At 72.2% G+C, this 17,834-nt stretch carries 13 protein-coding genes; 7 read left to right on the top strand and 6 right to left on the bottom strand.

Features of this window, described 5'->3' with window-relative positions:
• Nucleotides 1-387 precede the first annotated feature (387 nt).
• Nucleotides 388-4,056, bottom strand: a complete 3,669-nt coding sequence (locus AB0I60_RS31835) for an FkbM family methyltransferase (protein ID WP_360736343.1) — start codon at nucleotides 4,054-4,056, stop codon at nucleotides 388-390.
• A gap of 59 nt (nucleotides 4,057-4,115) precedes the next feature.
• Nucleotides 4,116-5,459 carry a glutamine synthetase family protein gene (locus tag AB0I60_RS31830; protein WP_360736340.1) on the bottom strand — a complete coding sequence of 448 codons (1,344 nt, stop codon included), beginning with the start codon at nucleotides 5,457-5,459 and terminating at the stop codon, nucleotides 4,116-4,118.
• Between the two features lie 150 nt (nucleotides 5,460-5,609).
• Between AB0I60_RS31830 and AB0I60_RS31825 the strand changes: the two genes are divergently transcribed.
• The 5 genes from AB0I60_RS31825 (at nucleotide 5,610) to AB0I60_RS31805 (ending at nucleotide 10,647) form a co-directional block, all read left to right on the top strand.
• Nucleotides 5,610-6,251, top strand: coding sequence for an LppX_LprAFG lipoprotein (locus tag AB0I60_RS31825; protein WP_360736337.1), 642 nt, complete (start codon nucleotides 5,610-5,612; stop codon nucleotides 6,249-6,251).
• Entirely contained in the window at nucleotides 6,248-7,780 is a 1,533-nt protein-coding gene (locus AB0I60_RS31820) for an MFS transporter (protein WP_360736334.1), read from the top strand. The genes AB0I60_RS31825 and AB0I60_RS31820 overlap by 4 nt, the downstream gene beginning before the upstream one ends.
• Nucleotides 7,781-8,258: 478 nt before the next feature.
• Entirely contained in the window at nucleotides 8,259-8,444 is a 186-nt protein-coding gene (locus tag AB0I60_RS31815; RefSeq protein WP_360736331.1) for a hypothetical protein, read from the top strand.
• A gap of 44 nt (nucleotides 8,445-8,488) precedes the next feature.
• Nucleotides 8,489-9,901, top strand: coding sequence for an RNB domain-containing ribonuclease (locus AB0I60_RS31810; protein WP_360736368.1), 1,413 nt, complete (start codon nucleotides 8,489-8,491; stop codon nucleotides 9,899-9,901).
• On the top strand, nucleotides 9,901-10,647 hold the full coding sequence (locus tag AB0I60_RS31805; RefSeq protein ID WP_360736328.1) for a helical backbone metal receptor: 747 nt from the start codon (nucleotides 9,901-9,903) through the stop codon (nucleotides 10,645-10,647). Before AB0I60_RS31810 ends, AB0I60_RS31805 begins: the two co-directional genes overlap by 1 nt.
• A gap of 27 nt (nucleotides 10,648-10,674) precedes the next feature.
• Here AB0I60_RS31805 and pip read toward each other — a convergent pair whose 3' ends face one another.
• The 3 genes from pip to AB0I60_RS31790 form a co-directional block, all read right to left on the bottom strand.
• On the bottom strand, nucleotides 10,675-11,613 hold the full coding sequence (gene pip, locus AB0I60_RS31800; protein ID WP_360736325.1) for a prolyl aminopeptidase: 939 nt from the start codon (nucleotides 11,611-11,613) through the stop codon (nucleotides 10,675-10,677).
• 88 nt (nucleotides 11,614-11,701) lie between these two features.
• Nucleotides 11,702-12,559, bottom strand: a complete 858-nt coding sequence (panB, locus tag AB0I60_RS31795; RefSeq protein WP_360736322.1) for a 3-methyl-2-oxobutanoate hydroxymethyltransferase — start codon at nucleotides 12,557-12,559, stop codon at nucleotides 11,702-11,704.
• A gap of 156 nt (nucleotides 12,560-12,715) precedes the next feature.
• The gene (locus AB0I60_RS31790; protein WP_360736320.1) at nucleotides 12,716-13,366 is read right to left on the bottom strand and encodes an SDR family oxidoreductase; all 651 of its coding nucleotides are present in this window, start codon (nucleotides 13,364-13,366) and stop codon (nucleotides 12,716-12,718) included.
• Nucleotides 13,367-13,567: 201 nt separating this feature from the next.
• Here AB0I60_RS31790 and AB0I60_RS31785 point away from each other — a divergent pair, with 201 nt between their 5' ends.
• Entirely contained in the window at nucleotides 13,568-14,395 is an 828-nt protein-coding gene (locus tag AB0I60_RS31785; RefSeq protein ID WP_360736317.1) for a helix-turn-helix transcriptional regulator, read from the top strand.
• Between the two features lie 52 nt (nucleotides 14,396-14,447).
• Here AB0I60_RS31785 and AB0I60_RS31780 read toward each other — a convergent pair whose 3' ends face one another.
• Nucleotides 14,448-16,010, bottom strand: coding sequence for an alpha/beta hydrolase (locus tag AB0I60_RS31780; RefSeq protein ID WP_360736315.1), 1,563 nt, complete (start codon nucleotides 16,008-16,010; stop codon nucleotides 14,448-14,450).
• A gap of 72 nt (nucleotides 16,011-16,082) precedes the next feature.
• Between AB0I60_RS31780 and AB0I60_RS31775 the strand changes: the two genes are divergently transcribed.
• A complete protein-coding gene (locus AB0I60_RS31775; RefSeq protein WP_360736313.1) occupies nucleotides 16,083-17,798 on the top strand; it encodes an NAD+ synthase in 1,716 nt (571 codons plus the stop codon).
• Nucleotides 17,799-17,834 lie beyond the last annotated feature (36 nt).

The following is a 17,834-nucleotide window of genomic DNA, read 5'->3' as shown; positions in this document are numbered from 1 at the left end:
CTCAAAGGAAACCTCTTGACGAGGTTCATAAATTTACTGGCTATTCGGCACGCTGTTGAGTTCTCAAAGAACACGCGCTCACCATCGTGTTCCGCATCTTACCGCGGTTCATTCCGGGGCTGGTGTTTCCGTTTGTGTTGCTGGAAGCTTAGCTCGTTCGTTTTCGCGGTGTCAAATCGGCCGTTTCGGCTTCTCGGCTCCGCGACAAACTCGCTTTGCATTCAGTTCGCTTTGTTTCTCCAAGACCCGAGGCAGCCGCTTAGACTGCTTATTCGCTTCTTGGAGTGACGCCGCAGTACTCTACCCGGCCCGATTCGCGGTGTCAACCGCTCGTTCCGGGGTCCTGCCTGGCGACTCGGCAAAAGTTACTCACGCGCTGATCAGAAGTCAAATCGCCTGGTCAGCGGGCTGCCGGAGCGGCACGGCGACCTGCGGGCCGGGCGGCGGGGCCTGGACCGGGCGGGGCCTCAGCCACAGCGAGATGGTCCGCATCCCCTCCATCGCGGCCACGATCTGCTCCGGCGAGGCCGCTTCGCGGGTCGCCACCGGCACCAGGTCGTAGCCCCAGATCCGGAACTCCTTCAGGACCGTGACCGGATCGTCGCCGAATCCCTCCGTCGCGGACGCGGAGAACTCCAGGAACACGTGCGGGCGGTCCCGGCGCAGCAGGCGCACGAGGCCGGCCAACGCGCGGTGTCCACGCCCCGGTGCATCCACGCGCACCACGGACAGCTTCATGCCGTGCAACGCCGGTACGGCCTCCAGCTCCTTGTCGAGCCGGGCCGCGCGCACCTTCGGCGTGTTCTCAGGGGCGTCGACGGGCAGCGGTGCCACCGACACCCCGCCGGTCGGCGCGGGGTGCGCGACCAGCTCGCCGACGCTCTCCCACGCCGCCGCGTCCACCAGCACGAGCCGTTCGGCGACGCGTTCGGGCAGGTTGACCTCGACGTTGTGGCGGAGCAGGTCGCGCGCGGACGTGCACGGCTCGACGGCCACCACCGCACCACCGGTGCCGAACCGGCTCAGCATCCGCACGGTCTGGTACCCCACGTACGCGCCGACGTCGAGGAAGATCCCGTCGGGTTCCACCACGGAGTCGATCAGCTCGGACAGGTCCTGCTCCCACACGCCGTTGCTGGACAGCATCGGCAGCATGAACGGGTCGTCGGACGGCAGGCGCAGCAGGCCCACTTCGGTCAGCACGAGCGAACTGCGCACGCCGGGCACGTTCGCGCTGTGCCGCTCGTGCTCGCGCACCACGACGCGCCGCAGCGCGTCGGCGGTCTGCTGCGCCTGGTTCGCGGCGCGCATCCCGTGGTCGAGCCGGGTGTCACGGTCGCGCAGCACCTCGACGACCTTGGACTCCAGGCTGTCGATGCGGTCGAGGGTCCGTTCCAGCGCGATGGCGAGCTTGTCGATCCGGTGCGCGAGCGCGTCACCGGTCTTGGCCCGCTTGGCTGCCTCGGCGACGACGGCGTCCTCGATCTCGCGCAACCGCCTGCCCTGGCCCGCCATGTCCGCGCGCACCCGCACGACGCCGTCGTCCAGGCCGAGCACCTGGTCGGACAGCTGGCCCTGGTTCTCCAGGTGCTGCTCGATCTCGGAGCGCAGCATCTCCAGCTCGCCGAGGCCGATCCCGGTCGACAGCTCGTCCTGCCGGCGCACGAGTTCGGACACCGTCCGCTCGACACCGTCCACAAGGGACGCCAGAACGTCACGCATGTGGTTGTCGTGGTGGTCCAGGACGCGCAGCACCATCTTGCGCAGTTGCGGCGCCATGGGCGTGCGGCTGGCGACGCCGACGTCGGGCTGGCGCAGCAGCGCGTGCTTCGCGGAGTGCAACGCCTTCATGGGGTCCACGACGGGACTCGGGTTCGCTGCGGCCCGGCGGGATCGCCACGCGCGATAGGCGTGTTCGACGCGTTCGCGCATGATGTCGCCGATACGGGCGACCGTGCGGCTTTGCAGGCGTTCCCGGCCCTTCACGCCGATGGCGCGCGCTGTGGACAGGTCGTCGGCGAGCGCGCGCAGCAGTTTCACGGCGGCCTGCACGTCCGGTTCGGAGCCTTGCCGGCACGGCACGTACACCACGGACTGCTTGTCGAACAGCTCGGTGACGGGACCCTGGTCGGGGGTGAGCAGCGGGACGCCGCGCGCGGCGTGCGCGGCCAGCGCGGCGGTGACCCGGTCGCCCCGGCCCCGGTGCAGCGAGATCAGGCAGTCGACCGGGCCCAGCTCGGTGACCAGCTCGACGCGCGGGTCGGCGGCGGTGGCCAGGCGGAGCCGCTCGGCGGCCTCCGGGTAGGCGTCCGCTCCGGTCACGGCGATCCGCAGGGTGACGTCCGAGCGGTCGGTGAACGCGGCGAGGAACGCCGACACCGCGCCGAGGACGTTGCCCTCGCGGTCGACGGCGTGGTCGGCGAGCGCCCCGAAGATCACCCCTTCGTGGGCGTCGGGTTCGTGGGCGTCCTGCTCGTGCACGGGCAGCGGCAGGACGCGGACCGGCGGACCGCCGGTCCGCTCGACGGCCGCGCGGGTCGCCTCGGACGGCACCCACAGCTCGTTCGCGTCCGGCGCGGCCCCCTCGTCCAGGCGGTAGTCCACGACGTACCGGCCGGGCGGCACCGGCACGGCCTGGCCGACCCGCACCACCACCGGGTAGCCGCCGGTGGTCGAGGTCGGCAGGCCGGACGCGCGGGCGGCGGCCCGGACCAGCTCGGCGACCGGGCCGGTGCCCAGGACGGACACGCCCAGCTGGTCGAGCAGGGCCGGGTGGTCGGTGCGCGAGCTGGGCACGGCGGGCACCGGCAGGCGACCGCCGGCGACGCCCGGACCGGCGCACCAGTCGCGGAAGGCGGCGGCGTCCGCGCCGAACGGCTCCGGGAACTGGCCGCGCAGCGCCGGGTCGCCGCGCCACAGCGCGGCCGACCACCGGGTGCTGCCGGGCAGGTCGGGCACGGGCCCGCAGGCCCAGGCGAGGAGCCCGGCCCCGCCGTCGGGGCCGAACGCGGCGGGCGGGTGCGGCAGCCCCACCGAGGTGCCGTTGACCTGGCCCTCCACGTGCTCCTGCACGAAGTGGGCCGGGTCGAACACCGAGCCGGGGTTGCCGCGCGCGACCTCCCGGTAGTCGGCGCGCAGCTCGTCCGGGATGGGCGTGCCGTCGGGCAGCTGGCCGAAGCCGTAGCGCACCGGGACCGGCGTGTAGCCGCGCCGCACCAGCTCGGCCCGGTACGCGGTGCACAGCTCGGCGAGGTCGGGGTGCTCGGACAGCAGCACGCGCGGCCGGTCGGCGAACGCGGCGGACAGCAGCCACGGCCGGCCCGGGTCGAAGCCCTCGAAGTGGACCGTGCGCAGCGGCTCGCCCAGGACGGTCAGCGTGCCGTCGTCCAGGCGGTGCAGGTCGCGCTGGCTCGCGTTCCACGCCGACAGGCCGATCGTCGCGTCCCGCAGGACGTCCAGGCTGACCAGCGCGGGTGCCATGTCGAGCACGGCCTTGGTCGCGTCCGGCGTGCGCCGGAGCTGCTCCTCCAGCGACCGCAGGAACGGTTCCGCGCCGGGCGCGACCACCAGGAAGCCGGGGTCGAACACCCCGGTCTCCAGCAGCTCGGTCGGCGTGGGGCGCAGGCCGTCGTCGGGCAGCGGGCGCAGCGCGCGCGGCAGCAGCACCAACGGGCCGCGCCGCACCGCCTCCAGCACGCGGTCCGACACCGGGGCCAGCACCTGCACCCACGGGTCGAGGTAGAGCACGGGGATGCCCTGCCCGAGAAGCTGCTCCAACAGCCTGGGCCGGAGCAGCCCGCAGAGCTGGCGGGCGGTGCAGCCGGTCGCCAGCTCGGCCAGCTCCTCGGGGCGCACCCCCAGGTCGGCGGGCGTCACCAGGCCGGGGCCGGAGTGCTCCGGCAGGGCGTCCACGACGAGCGCGACGAACCGCGCCTCGGGGTGGTTGGCCAGGAACGACCCGGACAGCACCTTCACCGCGGGCAGCTCGGCGGCGGTGGCCACCGTGCACGCGATCAGGGTGGGACGGGCTTCCGAACTCGCGGGCACCTCGGTCACGGTCTGCAAACCTAGCTTCTCCGACTGCCCGGTGTGGACCACCCGCACGGGTTTTCCCTTCACAGGACCGGCAGCAGCGTGCGGAGTTCGTAAGGCGTGACGCTGCGCCGGTAAGCGTCCCACTCCGTGCGCTTGTTGCGGAGGAAGAAGTCGTACACGTGCTCGCCCAGCGCCTCGGGCAGCAGTTCCGAGTTCTCCATCTCGACCAGCGCCTCACCCAGGTTCTGCGGCAGGTTGTCGTAGCCGGCGGCACGGCGCTCGCGGTCGGTCAGCGACCACACGTCGTCCTCGGCGGGCGGCGGCAGCTCGTAGCCCTTCTCCACGCCCTTGAGGCCCGCCGCCAGGATGACCGCGTACGCGAGGTAAGGGTTGCACGCCGAGTCCAGCGAGCGGATCTCCACCCGGCGGGACGACGACTTGCCCGGCGAGTACATCGGCACGCGCACCAGCGCGGAGCGGTTCGCGTGACCCCAGCACACCGCCGTGGGCGCCTCACCGCCGACGATGAGCCGCTTGTACGAGTTGACCCACTGGTTCGTCACGCCGGAGATCTCGCGGGCGTGCTTGAGGAGGCCCGCGACGAACGCCTTGCCGGTGTCCGAGAGCTGGTAGGGGTCCTCTGCGTCGTAGAACGCGTTCTGGTCGCCCTCGAAAAGGCTCACGTGCGTGTGCATCCCCGAACCGGGCTGATCGGAGAACGGCTTGGGCATGAAGCTGGCCCGCACGCCCTGCGTGATCGCCACCTCGCGCACCACGTACCGGAACGTCATGACGTTGTCCGCCATGGTCAGCGCGTCGGCGTAGCGCAGGTCGATCTCCTGCTGGCCCGGAGCGCCCTCGTGGTGGCTGAACTCCACCGAGATGCCCATCGCCTCCAGCGCCTCGATGGCGTGCCGGCGGAAGTGCGTGGCCGTCTCGTGGCTGGTCTGGTCGAAGAAACCGCCGTTGTCCGCCGGGATGGGCTCGCTGCCGTCGTCCGGCAGGTTCTTGAGCAGGAAGAACTCCATCTCCGGGTGCACGTAGCAGGTGAAGCCCGCCTCGCTGGCCCGCGCCAGGGTGCGCCGCAGGACGTGCCTCGGGTCGGCCCACGACGGCGAGCCGTCCGGCATCGCGATGTCGCAGAACATCCGCGCCGAGTAGTTCGCCTTGTCCGGCGTCTGCCACGGCAGCACCTGGAACGTGGACGGGTCGGGCTTGGCCACCATGTCCGACTCGTAGACCCGCGCGAAGCCCTCGATCGCCGAACCGTCGAAGCCGATGCCCTCGCTGAAAGCCCCTTCCAGCTCGGCGGGCGCCACCGCGACGGACTTCAGGAAGCCCAGCACGTCGGTGAACCAGAGCCGGACGAACCGGATGTCCCGTTCCTCAAGGGTGCGGAGCACGAACTCCTGCTGGCGGTTCATGGCACGAAGCCTAGGTAAAGCCGGGCGCGACCGCGTTGCCGACTCGCGGAAAGCACCGGGACTGGCCGCCCGGACCGGACGACCCGCAGGTCAGGGGTGGGGCCAGGTGGCTCGGGCGTGTTCTCAGCCGGGTGGACCTACGATCTGCGCATGTCCCGTCGCCGCGTCCTGCTAGGCGCGCTCGCCCTGCTGCTGGCCGGCTGCACGTCGTCGTCCGGCGACCTGCCCGCCGGCTCCGACCTGGTCGGCAAGTCGGCCTCCGCCATGCGCTCGGTGAGCAGCACGCACTTCACCATCAAGGTCGACGGCGAGCTGCCCGACGTGACCGTCAAGGACGCCGAGGGCGACCTCAACGCGGAGGGGCAGTCCAAGGGCCGGGCCAAGGTCGAGCAGTTCGGGCAGCTCCTGGAGGTGGAGTACGTCCTGGTCGACCGCGACCTGTACTTCAAGGGGCCGACCGGTGGGTTCACCAAGCTGCCCGCCGCGCTGGCCGGCCAGGTGTACGACCCCACCGCCATCCTCGACCCGGACCGGGGCGTGGCGAAGGTGCTGGCCGACGCGAAGGACGCCAGGACCGTCCGCGCCGAGGACGGCGGCCACGTGGTCGAGGCGACCGTGCCGAAGGACGTGGCAGCCGGTCTGGTGCCCGGCATCGGCGGTGACGTGAAAGCCACGTTCACGCTGAAGGACGACAAGCTCACCACCGCGGTGTTCGAGCTGTCCGGCGGCGCGAAGGCGACCATCGTCCTGACCGACCTGAACAAGACGTTCACCGTCGCCCCGCCGACGTGAGCAACCGGCGGCTGGCGATCGGCGCGGGGGCGCTCGCCGTCCTGCTCGGCGCGCTCGACGCGTACGTGGTGGTCGGCGTCCTGGTCGACATGGTGCGCGACCTCGGCATCCCGGTGAACCACCTGGAGCGCGCCACCCCCGTGGTGACCGGCTACCTGCTCGGCTACGTGGCCGGGATGCCGCTGCTCGGGCAGCTGTCGGACCGGTTCGGCCGGCGGGTCGTGCTGCACCTGTGCCTGGCCGGCTTCGCCGTGGGCTCGGCGGTCACCGCGCTGGCCGGCGACCTGCCGCTGCTGGTCGTCGGCCGGGTCGTGCAGGGGTTGGCCGGCGGCGCGCTGCTGCCGGTGACGATGGCGCTGGTCGGCGACCTGTGGGACGAGCGGCGGCGGGCCGGGGCGCTCGGCGTGGTCGGCGCGGCGCAGGAGCTGGGCAGCGTGCTCGGCACCCTGTACGGGGTCGGGGTCGCGTCGCTGTTCAACGCGTGGTCGGTGGCCGAGTCGCTGGAACCGCAGAGCTGGCGCTGGGTGTTCTGGGTCAACCTGCCGCTGGCGGCGGTGGCGGCGCTGGTCGTGCAGCGCACCGTGCCCGGCGGGTCGGGCCGGCCGGTGCGGATCGACGTCGTCGGCGGCGGGCTGCTCGCGCTGTCGCTGGCCCTGCTCGTGGTCGGCCTCTACAACCCGGACCCGGAACACGCCGTCCTGCCGCCGTGGGGCTGGTACGCGCTGGGCGGCGCGCTGGTGGTGCTCGGCGGTTTCGTCTGGTGGGAGAAGCGGTCGCCGGTGCGGCTGCTGGACCCCGCCGGCGTGGCGATGCGGCCGTTCCTGGCGTCGCTCGGGGTGTCGCTGGCGGCCGGGGCGGCGTTGATGGTGACGCTGGTCGACGTCGAGCTGTTCGCGCAGACGGTGCTGCGGCACGACTCGGCGGCGGCCGTGGCGCTGCTGGCCCGGTTCCTGGTCGCCCTGCCGGTCGGGGCGCTGCTCGGCGGCTGGCTGGCCGGCCGCCTCGGCGACCGCTGGGTGTCGGTGGCCGGGATGGCGCTGGCGGGTGTCGCGTACGCGCTGATCTCCCGCTGGCCGGCCGACGTGCCGGAGTCCACCCTGGACCGCGATCTGATCGTGGCCGGCTTCGGGCTGGGCCTGGTGATCGCGCCGGTGTCGGCGGCGGTCCTGCGCGTGGTGCCGGCGACGCAGCACGGCGTCGCGTCGGCGGCCGTCGTGGTGGCGAGGATGACCGGGATGCTGGTCGGCGTGGCCGCCCTGTCCGCCTGGGGTTTGCACCGCTTCCGGGAGCTGACGGCGAACCTGAACACCCCGCTCCCGTTCGGCGTGGAGCCGGCGGAATTCCAGCGGCAGGTCGAGCAGTACCAGCGCGCGCTGACCGACGCGCTGCTGACGGAGTACCATGAGATCTTCTTGATCACGGCCGTGATCTGCGGTGCGGGGGCAGTGCTGGCCATCCTGCTGCCGACCCGGCCCCGGTCGTCGGCGTCGACTGCTTCCGTTTCGCGCACTCGCCACCCGGCCGAGTGATCAATCGGGCGATCTGTACGGGAGATGTACGGAAACGCTGTCACCGATACTCGGTGAGATATTGAACCACGCGAGCCGCCGCACCCGAGCCGCCTGCGGACGAGCTTGGAAGCGGAATCGCGGACCGGACGATCCCGGACTGGGCGATCCCGGACCGGGCAGCGGACTGGGCAGCAGGCCGGGCACCGCACCGGACCGGACCGGACCGGCGAGCGCAGCGGATCGGGCGGCCAGGAGGTTGAGGTTGCAGCGGCGGCTTGAGCGGCCGGGCGGAGCAGAGCGGGCGAATCGGTTGGGTTGGCGGTCGGGCTGGTGCGCTGGCCGGGCCAGGCCGGGCTGGCAGGGGCGGGGCGGGAGGCGCAGCGGATGTGGCAGCGCCCCGCTCGGTGGATCGCCGGCCCCCTGCCCCGCGGTGGTCGGCTGGATCATGTGAGTGGTCGGACATGACATGCGGAGCCGCGCATGTCAGCCTGGACGCATGGGTGATCCGAATGCCTGGTACTACTGCCTGACCCACCAGACGGCCGAGAAGGGTGTCGGCTGTCGCGGCGGGGACCGGATGGGGCCTTACCCGGACGAGGCGACGGCTCGGCGGGCGCTGGAGCTGGCCCGCGAGCGGACCGAGGCCGAGGACGAGGCCGACCGCGAGTGGAAGGGGAAATAGGCCGCGTCGGGTGCTGGTCGGGTTAGGGTGCTGACGTGGCCTCGATGGTGATCCGCACCGGGCGGGCGGACTTGGACTTCGGTGGGATTCGGGCCGAGTTCGGGTTGCCCCCGGAGTTTCCGGCTGCGGTGCTGGCCGAAGCGGAGCAGGCGGTCGGGCGTGGTGTGGCGGGCGGGGAGCGGGAGGACGCCACGGCGTTGCCGTTGGTGACCATCGATCCCCCCGGCGCCAAAGACCTCGACCAGGCCGTGCTGCTGGAACGCACCGGTCGCGGGTTCCGGGTGCACTACGCGATCGCGGACCTCGGGGTGTTCGTCGTGCCGGACGGTGCGCTGGACGCCGAGGTCCGCAAGCGCGGGCAGACCCTGTACCTGCCGGACGGCAACGTGCCGCTGCACCCGACCGTGCTGTCCGAGGGCGCGGCGAGCCTGCTGCCGTCGCAGACGCGGCCGGCCGTCTTGTGGACGTTCGAGTGCGGCACCGACGGCGAACCCGTGGACGTCCGCGTCCGGCGGGCCATGGTGCGGTCGACCGCCCAGTTCGACTACGAGAGCGTGCAAGCGTCCTTCGACGCCGGCACGCCGCACCCGTCGATCGAGGCGCTGGCCGATTTCGGGCGGTTGCGGCGGGAGCGGGCGACCGAGCGCGGCGCGGTCGAGTTGCGGTTGCCGGAGCAGGAGATCGTGCCCAACGGGGACGGTGACTGGAAGCTCGTCGTCCGGCCCCGGGTCGACGTCGACGCGTGGAACGCCGAGATCTCGCTGCTCACCGGGATGTCCGCCGCCCGGATCATGCTGGACGCGAAGGTCGGTGTGCTGCGCACGCTGCCGGACGCGGACGACGCGGCCGTCGACGCGCTGCGGCGCTCGGCCGGCGCGCTGGGCGTGCCGTGGCCGGACGGGATGACGCCCGCGCGGTTGCTGGCCGGGTTGGACCCGGCGCGGCCGGAGTCGTTGGCGTTGTTCGTGGACGCCACGAGGTTGTTGCGGGGCGCGGGTTACACGGCGTTCGACGGGGAGGTCCCGGCGGTCACCACGCACGCCGGCCTCGCCGCCCCGTACACGCACGTCACCGCGCCGTTGCGGCGGCTGGTCGACCGGTTCGCCACCGAGGTGTGCCTCGCGGTGACGGCCGGTGAGGACGTGCCGCCGTGGTTGCGGCGGGCGTTGCCGCTGCTGCCCGGGATCATGGGCGGTTCGGACGCGCTGGCGGGCAAGGTGGACCGGGCCTGCCTCGACCAGGTCGAGGCGTGGGTGCTGGCCGACCGGGTCGGGCAGGTCTTCGACGCCGTGGTGCTGCGCGCCGACAACACCGGGGCCGACGTGTTCGTCGCGCAGCCGCCCGTGATGGGCCGGTGCGCGGGGGCCGACCTGCCGGAGGGCGAGAGGATCAAGGCCCGGTTGACGGTGGCCGATCCGGAACGCCGCAAGGTCGCGTTCATCCGGGTCGAGGTCTGATGCTCCCGGTCGACGACCTCGGCGAGCCCGTGCCGCTGCCCGACGCGCCCCGGCGCGTGGTGAGCCTGGTCCCGTCGCTCACCGAAGCGGTCGACCCGGGCGTGCTCGTGGGGGCGACCGACTACTGCACGCACCCTGCGGACCTGGACGTGCCGAGGGTCGGCGGGTCGAAGTACCCGAAGGTCGACCGGGTGCTGGCGCTGCGGCCCGATCTGGTGCTGGCCAACAGCGAGGAGAACCGGCCGGAGGACGTGGAACGCCTGCGCGCCAACGGCGTTCCGGTGTGGGTGACGGCCGCGCCGGTGACCGTGCCGGCGGCGCTCAAGTCGTTGCGGCGGCTGTTGGGCACGGCGTGGGACGTCGAACCCGACTGGCTGGTCGAGGCGGAACGGCTGTGGCGGGACGTCGAGCCGGCCAGGTTCCGGGCGATCGTGCCGGTGTGGCGCAAGCCCTGGGTGGTGGTCGGGCGCGACACGTTCGCCGGGGACGTGCTGCGACGGCTCGGCGTGGTCAACGCGTACGCCGACCACGCCGAGAGGTACCCCCGGCCTTCGTTGGACGAGCTGCGAGCGGCGGACGCGGACCTGGTCGTGCTGCCCGACGAGCCGTACCTGTTCACGCCCGAGGACGGGCCGCAGTTCTTCCCGGACCTGCGGCCGGTGCACGTGTCCGGGCGTCACCTGACCTGGTACGGGCCGGCGCTGGTGGCCGCGCGCACCGAGTTGGCGCGCGCCTTCGCGGTCTGACCACGTCGGACCCCGGCCCTCGGAGAGCTAGACGCGGAACCGGTCGGTGGCGTCCACCAGTGCTTTCAGGATTCCCGGCTCGTCGAACGCGTGACCCGCGTCGGGCACCACCACCAGTTCCGACCCCGGCCACGCGCGGTGCAGCTCCCACGCGGACGTCGCCGGGGTCACCATGTCGTAGCGGCCCTGCACGATGACGCCCGGGATGTCGGCGAGCTTGCCCGCGTCGCGCAGCAGTTGGCCCTCGTCCAACCACCCGCGGTGGGCGAAGAAGTGGTTCTCGATGCGGGCGAACGCCAGCGCGTAGCGCGGTTCCGCGAACACCGCGACCAGCTCGGGCCGTTCGCGGAAGGTGACCGTGGACCCCTCCCACACGCTCCACGCGACCGCCGCCGGTTCGTGCACGGCCGGGTCGGGGTCGTTGAGCAGCCGGGCGTAGGTGCCGATCACGTCGCCGTCCGGCGCGAGCGCCGCGACCCGCTCCCACAGCTCGGGGAACACGAACCCCGCGCCGCCGCCGTAGTACCAGTCCAGTTCTCGTTGGCGCAGCGTGAAAACGCCGCGCAGCACGAGTTCGGTCACCCGTGACGGGTGGGTCTCGGCGTACGCGAGCGCGAGCGTGCTGCCCCACGAGCCGCCGAACACCTGCCAGCGGTCGACGCCGAGGTGCTCGCGCAGCTTCTCCAGGTCGTCCACGAGGTGCCAGGTCGTGTTGGCGGCGAGGTCCGCGCCGGGTTCGCCGGCGTGCGGCGTGGACCGGCCGCACCCGCGCTGGTCGAGCAGCACGATCCGGTAGACCGCCGGGTCGAACAACCTGCGGTGGGCGGGCGAGCTGCCCCCGCCCGGACCGCCGTGCAGGAACACCACGGGTTTGCCGTAGGGGTTCCCGCACACCTCCCAGTAGACGCGGTTGCCGTCGCCGACGTCGAGCAGGCCCTGGTCGTAGGGCTCGATCTCGGGGTACATACCCCTACTCTGCACGACCGCGACCGGCTGATGACCACCCCGCCGGGGCCGCCGGGCAGGCCCGACAGCCCCAACCGGGGACGGCCGATCAGTGGAACGTGTGCTCCGGGCCGGGGAACTGGTGGCCGCGCACCTCGTCGGCGAAGGAGCGGGCCGCGCCCAGCATCACGTCGGCCACGTTCGCGTAGCGCTTCACGAACCTGGGCGCCTTGCCCCGGCGCAGGCCCATCATGTCCTGCCACACGAGCACCTGGCCGTCGGTGTCCGGGCCCGCGCCGATGCCGACGGTCGGGATCACCAGGTCGTGCGTGATCTGCTTGGCGACCTCGGCGGTGACCATCTCCAGCACCACCGCGAACGCGCCGGCCTCCTGCACCGCGTGCGCGTCGGCGACGACCGAGTCGAACCCGTCGTTGCGACCCTGGACGCGGTAGCCGCCGAGCTGGTGCTCGCTCTGCGGCGTGAACCCGATGTGCGCCATGACCGGGATGCCGGCCTGCACGATCGCCTGGATGTGGGGCGCGAAGTGGCGACCGCCTTCGAGCTTGACGGCGTGCGCGCGGCCCTCCTTCATGAACCGCACGGCGGTGGCCACGGCCTGCTCGACCGACACCTGGTAGGAGCCGAACGGCAGGTCCGCGACGACCAGGGCGCGCTTCACGGACCGGGTCACGCCGCGCACCAGCGGGAGCAGCTCGTCCACGGTCACCGGCAGCGACGTGTCGTAGCCGTAGACGTTGTTCGACGCGGAGTCGCCGACGAGCAGCACCGGGATGCCCGCTTCGTCGAACAGCTCGGCGGTGTACATGTCGTAGGCGGTGAGCATGGGCCACGGCTCGCCGCGTTCCTTCAGCTCGCGCAGGTGGTGGATGCGCACCTTCTTCGCCGGCGCGGCGGGGGCACCGGCCCCGTTGCCATAAGGCGCGCTTACCTCGGCAGAAGTCATCGTCGACCGTCCTCCCTCGAAGCCCGCGTCGTCGCGGGTCTCCGGGCCTTGTTGCACGGTTACCCGTTCAGCGTGACACCACGCGGGCCGGTTGTGCCCGGTGTGCGAGTCACTTCACACGTGCCGATCGGCTCACCCCCGCGCACGGGGCCGGTGTCAGGTCTGGCGGGTGGGCAGGACCATGACCTGGCGCAGGTTGACGTGCTTCGGGCGGCTGGTGGTGTAGCCGACGACGTCGGCCACCTCCGCCGAGGTCAGGCGGCCGACGTCGGCGAACCACGTGCCCAGGTCCTCGTGCACCGAGGGGTTGTCGATGTGGTCGGCGAGCTCGCTCGCGGTGAAGCCCGGTTCGATGTTGGTCACCCGCACGTCCTTCGGGCCCAGCTCGGAGCGCAGGTTCGCGGACAGGTGGGTGACGGCGGCCTTCGTCGCGGTGTAGACGGCGAAGTTCGGGAAGGTGAGGTGGGCGGCGATGGACGAGATGTTCACCAGGTCCGCCGGGCCGGTCGTGGCGGCCTCGACCAGGTCCGGGGTGAACGCCCTGGTCACGTTGAGCACGCCGCCGATGTTGGTGTCGATCATCCGGGTCCACTCGTCGGTGCGCGCGTCGGTGAAGGGGTTGGCGAGCATGACGCCGGCGTTGTTCACCACCAGGTCGACGCGCCCGAAGGCGTCGTGCACCGACGCGACCGCGCCGGCCAGGTCACGGGTCACGTCGGCCGCCACCGCAAGCGCTTGCCCTCCCTCGGCGGCGATCTTGTCGGCGAGGTCGGCGAGCCGGTCGGCGCGGCGGGCGAGCAGCGCCACCCTCGCCCCCGAGCGGGCCAGGAGCAGGGCGGTCTCGGCACGATGCCGCTCGCGGCTCCGGTGATCACGGCGGTGCGGTCGGTCAGGTCGTAGGTCATGGCACCGAGCGTGGCCGCGATCGGACCGGGTACCGGAGGCCCCGGTTTTCCTAGGTCTGGCAGGACCAGGATGCGGCGGCGTGACCGGGCCATACTGGGGTGCGTGAACCACGACCTGGGCGAGTTCTTGCGCACCCGCCGGGCCCGCGTCCGACCGGACGACGTGGGCCTCCCGGGTGGCGGTCGGCGACGGGTGCCGGGGTTGCGCCGCGAGGAGCTGGCGCTGCTGGCGGGCGTGAGCGTGGACTACTACATGCGGCTGGAGCAGGGGCGGACGCCGGCGGTGTCGGACGCCGTGCTGGACGCGGTGGCGCGGGTGCTGCGGCTGGACGAGACGGAGCGGGCGCACCTGCGCAACCTGGTGCGGCCCGCCGCCCGACCGCGCCGGGCCGCGCCGCAGCGCATCCGGCCCGGCCTGCAACGGCTGCTCGACCGGATGACCGACGTGCCCGCGTTCGTGATGGGCCGCCGCTCGGACCTGCTGGCGTGGAACGCGCTGGGTGACGCGCTGTACGGGTTCTCCGACTTCGCGCCGGACATGTTGAACAGCGCGCGGCACACGTTCCTGGACCCGGCGTCGCGCCGGTTCTACCGCGACTGGCCGACGGTGGCGGCGGACACGGTGGCGGTGCTGCGCCTGGACGCGGGCCGGCACCCGGACGACGCGCGGCTGGCCGCGTTGGTCGGCGAGCTGTCGGTGAAGGACGAGCTGTTCGCCCGGTTGTGGGCGCAGCACGCCGTGCTGGAGAAGACGCACGGCACGAAGTTGATGCACCACGACGTGGTGGGCGACCTGGACCTGGACTACGAGGTGCTGGCGCTGCCCGGTGACCCGGACCTGCAACTGGCCGTGTACACGGCGCGCGAGGGGTCGCCGACCGAGGAGCGGCTCCGCCTGTTGGCGAGCTGGTCGGCCTCGGTCGACGCCTGACCACGCGGCACCCCGGCCCCGGCTGGACGTCGCCGGGGCCGGGGTGCCGTCGTCAGGAGCAGGTCTTGCCCGTGGCCGGGAGCTTCAGGTCGATCAGGTAGTCGTCGCCGATCGGGTCGACGCACTCGTTTCCTTGCAGGTAGACGGTGTGTTGGTTGCCCTCGTAGGTGAGCAGCCCGCCGCCGAGCTCCTTCGCCAGGTTCACGCCCGCCTGGTACGGCGTGGCCGGGTCGCCGGTCGTGGAGATGACCAGCGTCGGGGGCAGGCCGGCGACGGCCTTGGTCTCCTGCGCGGTCGGCGGCACGGGCCAGAACGCGCACGAGTCGAGCGCGCCGGCCGGCGGGTTGCCGTCGTCCAGGAACGGGGCGGCGGCCTTGTAGCGGCGGGCGACGTCGTCGATCACCGCGCGGTCGGTGACGCGTGGCTCGTCCACGCACTTCACGGCGGTGAACGCGTCGGTGATGGTGCCGTACTTGCCGTCCCTGTCGCGGTCGTAGTAGGCGTCCGCGAGCTGCATGAGCACCTCGCCGCTGTCGTTCTTCAGCTCCGCGAGACCCGCGTTGAGCGGCCCCCACAGCTCCTCGGAGTACATCGCCTGGACCGCGCCGGTGATGGCGTCGTTGTAGGACAGCTTGCGCGAGCCGACGTCCACCGGGCGCTGCGCGAGCGGCAGGGTCAGGTCGCGGAACGCCCTGCTCGCGCCCGCCGCGTCCCGGCCGAGCGCGCAGTCCTGGCGCTTGGCGCACCACGCGGAGAACGCGTCGAACGCCTTCTGGAACCCGGCGGCCTGGGCGATCAGCGACTCGACCTGGTTCTGGGTGGGGTCGACGGCACCGTCGAGGACGAGCGCGCGGACGTTCGCCGGGAACGCGGCGGCGTAGCCCGCGCCGATGTGCGTGCCGTACGAGTAGCCCAGGTAGGTGAGCTTCTCGTCGCCGAGCGCGGAGCGCATGACGTCGAGGTCCCGGACGACGTCGCGGGTGCCGACGTTCGCCAGCACGTCCGCGCCCGTGGTCGCGGCGCACTTCTCGGCGTACGCCTTGTTCTCCGCCTCGGTCTGGGCGATGCCGGCAGGTGAGGTGTCGATGTCGACGTCGAGGCGGTCGGTGTCGCGCTCGTCGTCGGACAGGCAGCGGACCTGCGGCTGGCTGGAGCCGATGCCGCGCGGGTCGAACCCGACCAGGTCGAAGCGCTCGCCGAGCGAGGACTTGGCGACCTGGGCGCTGAGGCCGGCGGCGGCGGACATCCCGGACGCGCCGGGGCCGCCGGGGTTGATGAGCAGCGAGCCGATGCGGTCGCCGGTGGCCGGGCGGCGCAGCAGGCCGATGCGGATCGTCCGGTCCTGGGGCTTGGCGTAGTCGAGCGGCACCTCCAGGCGCGCGCACTCGATGTCCTTCTTGTTCTTGTACTGCGATCGGGTGGTTCCGGTCGTGGCGTAGTCGGCGCAGTCCTCCCACGCCAGTTGCTGGCCGTAGAAGCGCTCCAGGCCGGCGGGCACGGAGCCGGCGGGTCCGCGCTGTTCAAGCGATGTCCCCGCACTCGGCGAGCCGGGCAGGACGCTCGTGCAGGACGCCAGCACGGGCAGGAGGAGGAACAGCGTGGGGGAACGGCGCACGGTTCGATCGTAGGTGTGACTCGTCGGCCACAACGTCCACCACGACCGCCCCACGTGAGCGAGAATGCGGACATGCCTCAGCTCCGACTCGCTCTCGCCCAGGTCAACGCCTGTGTCGGCGACCTGGCGGGCAACGCCGAACTCGTCGTGGACTGGTCCCGCAAGGCCGCCGAGTCCGGCGCGCACCTGGTGGTCTTCCCCGAGATGGTGCTGACCGGGTACCCGGTCGAGGACCTGGCGCTGCGGGAGTCGTTCGCCGAGGCGTCGCGGGCGGCGCTGGCGGAGTTGGCCACGCGGCTGGACCAGGCCGGGTGCGGTGGGCTGGCGGTGTTCGTCGGCTACCTCGACCGCGACGAGCGCGGCGTGCGCAACGCGGCGGCGGTGCTGCACGGCGGCGAGGTCGTCGCGCGGCAGCACAAGCACCACCTGCCCAACTACGGCGTGTTCGACGAGCGGCGGTACTTCACGTCGGGCGACTCGCTGGACGTCGTGCGGCTGCACGGGGTCGAGGTCGGCATGGTGATCTGCGAGGACCTGTGGCAGGACGGCGGGCCGATCGCCGCGCTCGGGGCGGCCGGGGTCGACCTGGTCGTGTCGCCCAACGCCTCGCCTTACGAGCGGAAGAAGGACGACGCCCGGCTGCCGCTGGTGGCCCGCCGCGCGGCCGAGGCCGGTGCTCCCCTGGCCTACGTGAACCTGGTCGGCGGGCAGGACGAGCTGGTGTTCGACGGCGACTCGATGGTGGTCACCTCATCGGGTGAACTTGTGACGCGCGCGCCGCAGTTCGTGGAGCACCTGGTCGTGCTCGACCTCGACCTGCCCGGCGGAACGGACCGGGCCGAGGGTGAGGTCAACGGGTTCACCGTGCGGCGGCGGACGTTGTCGGCAGAACCGGTCTCGGGGTACGAGCCGCTGCCCGTGCCCGCAGCGGCCGAACCGCTGTCCGACGAGGCCGAGGTGTGGCACGCACTCGTCACCGGGTTGCGCGACTACACGCACAAGAACGGCTTCCGCTCGGTCGTGCTGGGGCTGTCCGGCGGGATCGACTCGGCGGTCGTGGCGGCGCTGGCCGTCGACGCGCTGGGCGCGGACGCGGTCTACGGCGTGTCGATGCCCTCGGTGTACTCGTCGGACCACTCGAAGTCCGACGCCTACGACCTGGTCCAGCGGACCGGCGTGCACTACGAGGTGCAGCCGATCGCGGACATGGTGAAGATCTTCGTCGACCAGCTCGGGCTGACCGGCCTGGCCGAGGAGAACGTGCAGGCGCGCTGCCGGGGCGTCACCCTGATGGGGCTGTCGAACCAGCACGGTCACCTCGTGCTCGCCACCGGCAACAAGACGGAGCTGGCGGTCGGGTACTCGACCATCTACGGCGACGCGGTGGGCGGGTTCGCGCCGATCAAGGACGTGCTGAAGACCCTCGTGTGGGACCTGGCGCGGTGGCGCAACGCGCAGGCGGAGAAGCTCGGCGAGCTGCCGCCCATCCCGGAGAACTCGATCAGCAAGCCCCCGTCGGCCGAGCTGCGGCCGGGCCAGGTGGACACCGACTCGCTGCCCGACTACGAGCTGCTGGACTCCGTGCTGGACGACTACGTCGAGGGCGACAAGGGCTACCACGACCTGATCGCCATGGGCTTCGCCCACGAACTGGTCGACAAGGTGCTCCGCATGGTGGACCGCGCCGAGTACAAGCGGCGGCAGTACCCGCCGGGCACGAAGATCACGTTCAAGGCATTCGGCCGCGACCGCCGCCTCCCCATCACGAGCGGCTGGCGCGAAGGCTGACTCGCAATTTTCGGGGGCCGGCGCTGTTGATGTCCG

Origin of the sequence: Actinosynnema sp. NPDC050436 (assembly GCF_040655415.1) — a bacterium.
Lineage (GTDB): Bacteria > Actinomycetota > Actinomycetes > Mycobacteriales > Pseudonocardiaceae > Actinosynnema.
The sequence above is the reverse complement of the archived record's forward strand: the minus strand, read 5'-3'. Positions and strand labels throughout refer to the sequence as shown.

Bases quoted from the DNA above. Each gene is read 5' to 3' on its own strand.
- AB0I60_RS31830 (WP_360736340.1), bottom strand. From the start codon at position 5,459: ATGAACCGCCAGCAGGAGTTCGTGCTCCGCACCCTTGAGGAACGGGAC.
- AB0I60_RS31825 (WP_360736337.1), top strand. From the start codon at position 5,610: ATGTCCCGTCGCCGCGTCCTGCTAGGCGCGCTCGCCCTGCTGCTGGCC.
- AB0I60_RS31815 (WP_360736331.1), top strand. From the start codon at position 8,259: ATGGGTGATCCGAATGCCTGGTACTACTGCCTGACCCACCAGACGGCC.
- AB0I60_RS31810 (WP_360736368.1), top strand. From the start codon at position 8,489: ATGGTGATCCGCACCGGGCGGGCGGACTTGGACTTCGGTGGGATTCGG.
- AB0I60_RS31805 (WP_360736328.1), top strand. From the start codon at position 9,901: ATGCTCCCGGTCGACGACCTCGGCGAGCCCGTGCCGCTGCCCGACGCG.
- pip (WP_360736325.1), bottom strand. From the start codon at position 11,613: ATGTACCCCGAGATCGAGCCCTACGACCAGGGCCTGCTCGACGTCGGC.
- panB (WP_360736322.1), bottom strand. From the start codon at position 12,559: ATGACTTCTGCCGAGGTAAGCGCGCCTTATGGCAACGGGGCCGGTGCC.
- AB0I60_RS31775 (WP_360736313.1), top strand. From the start codon at position 16,083: ATGCCTCAGCTCCGACTCGCTCTCGCCCAGGTCAACGCCTGTGTCGGC.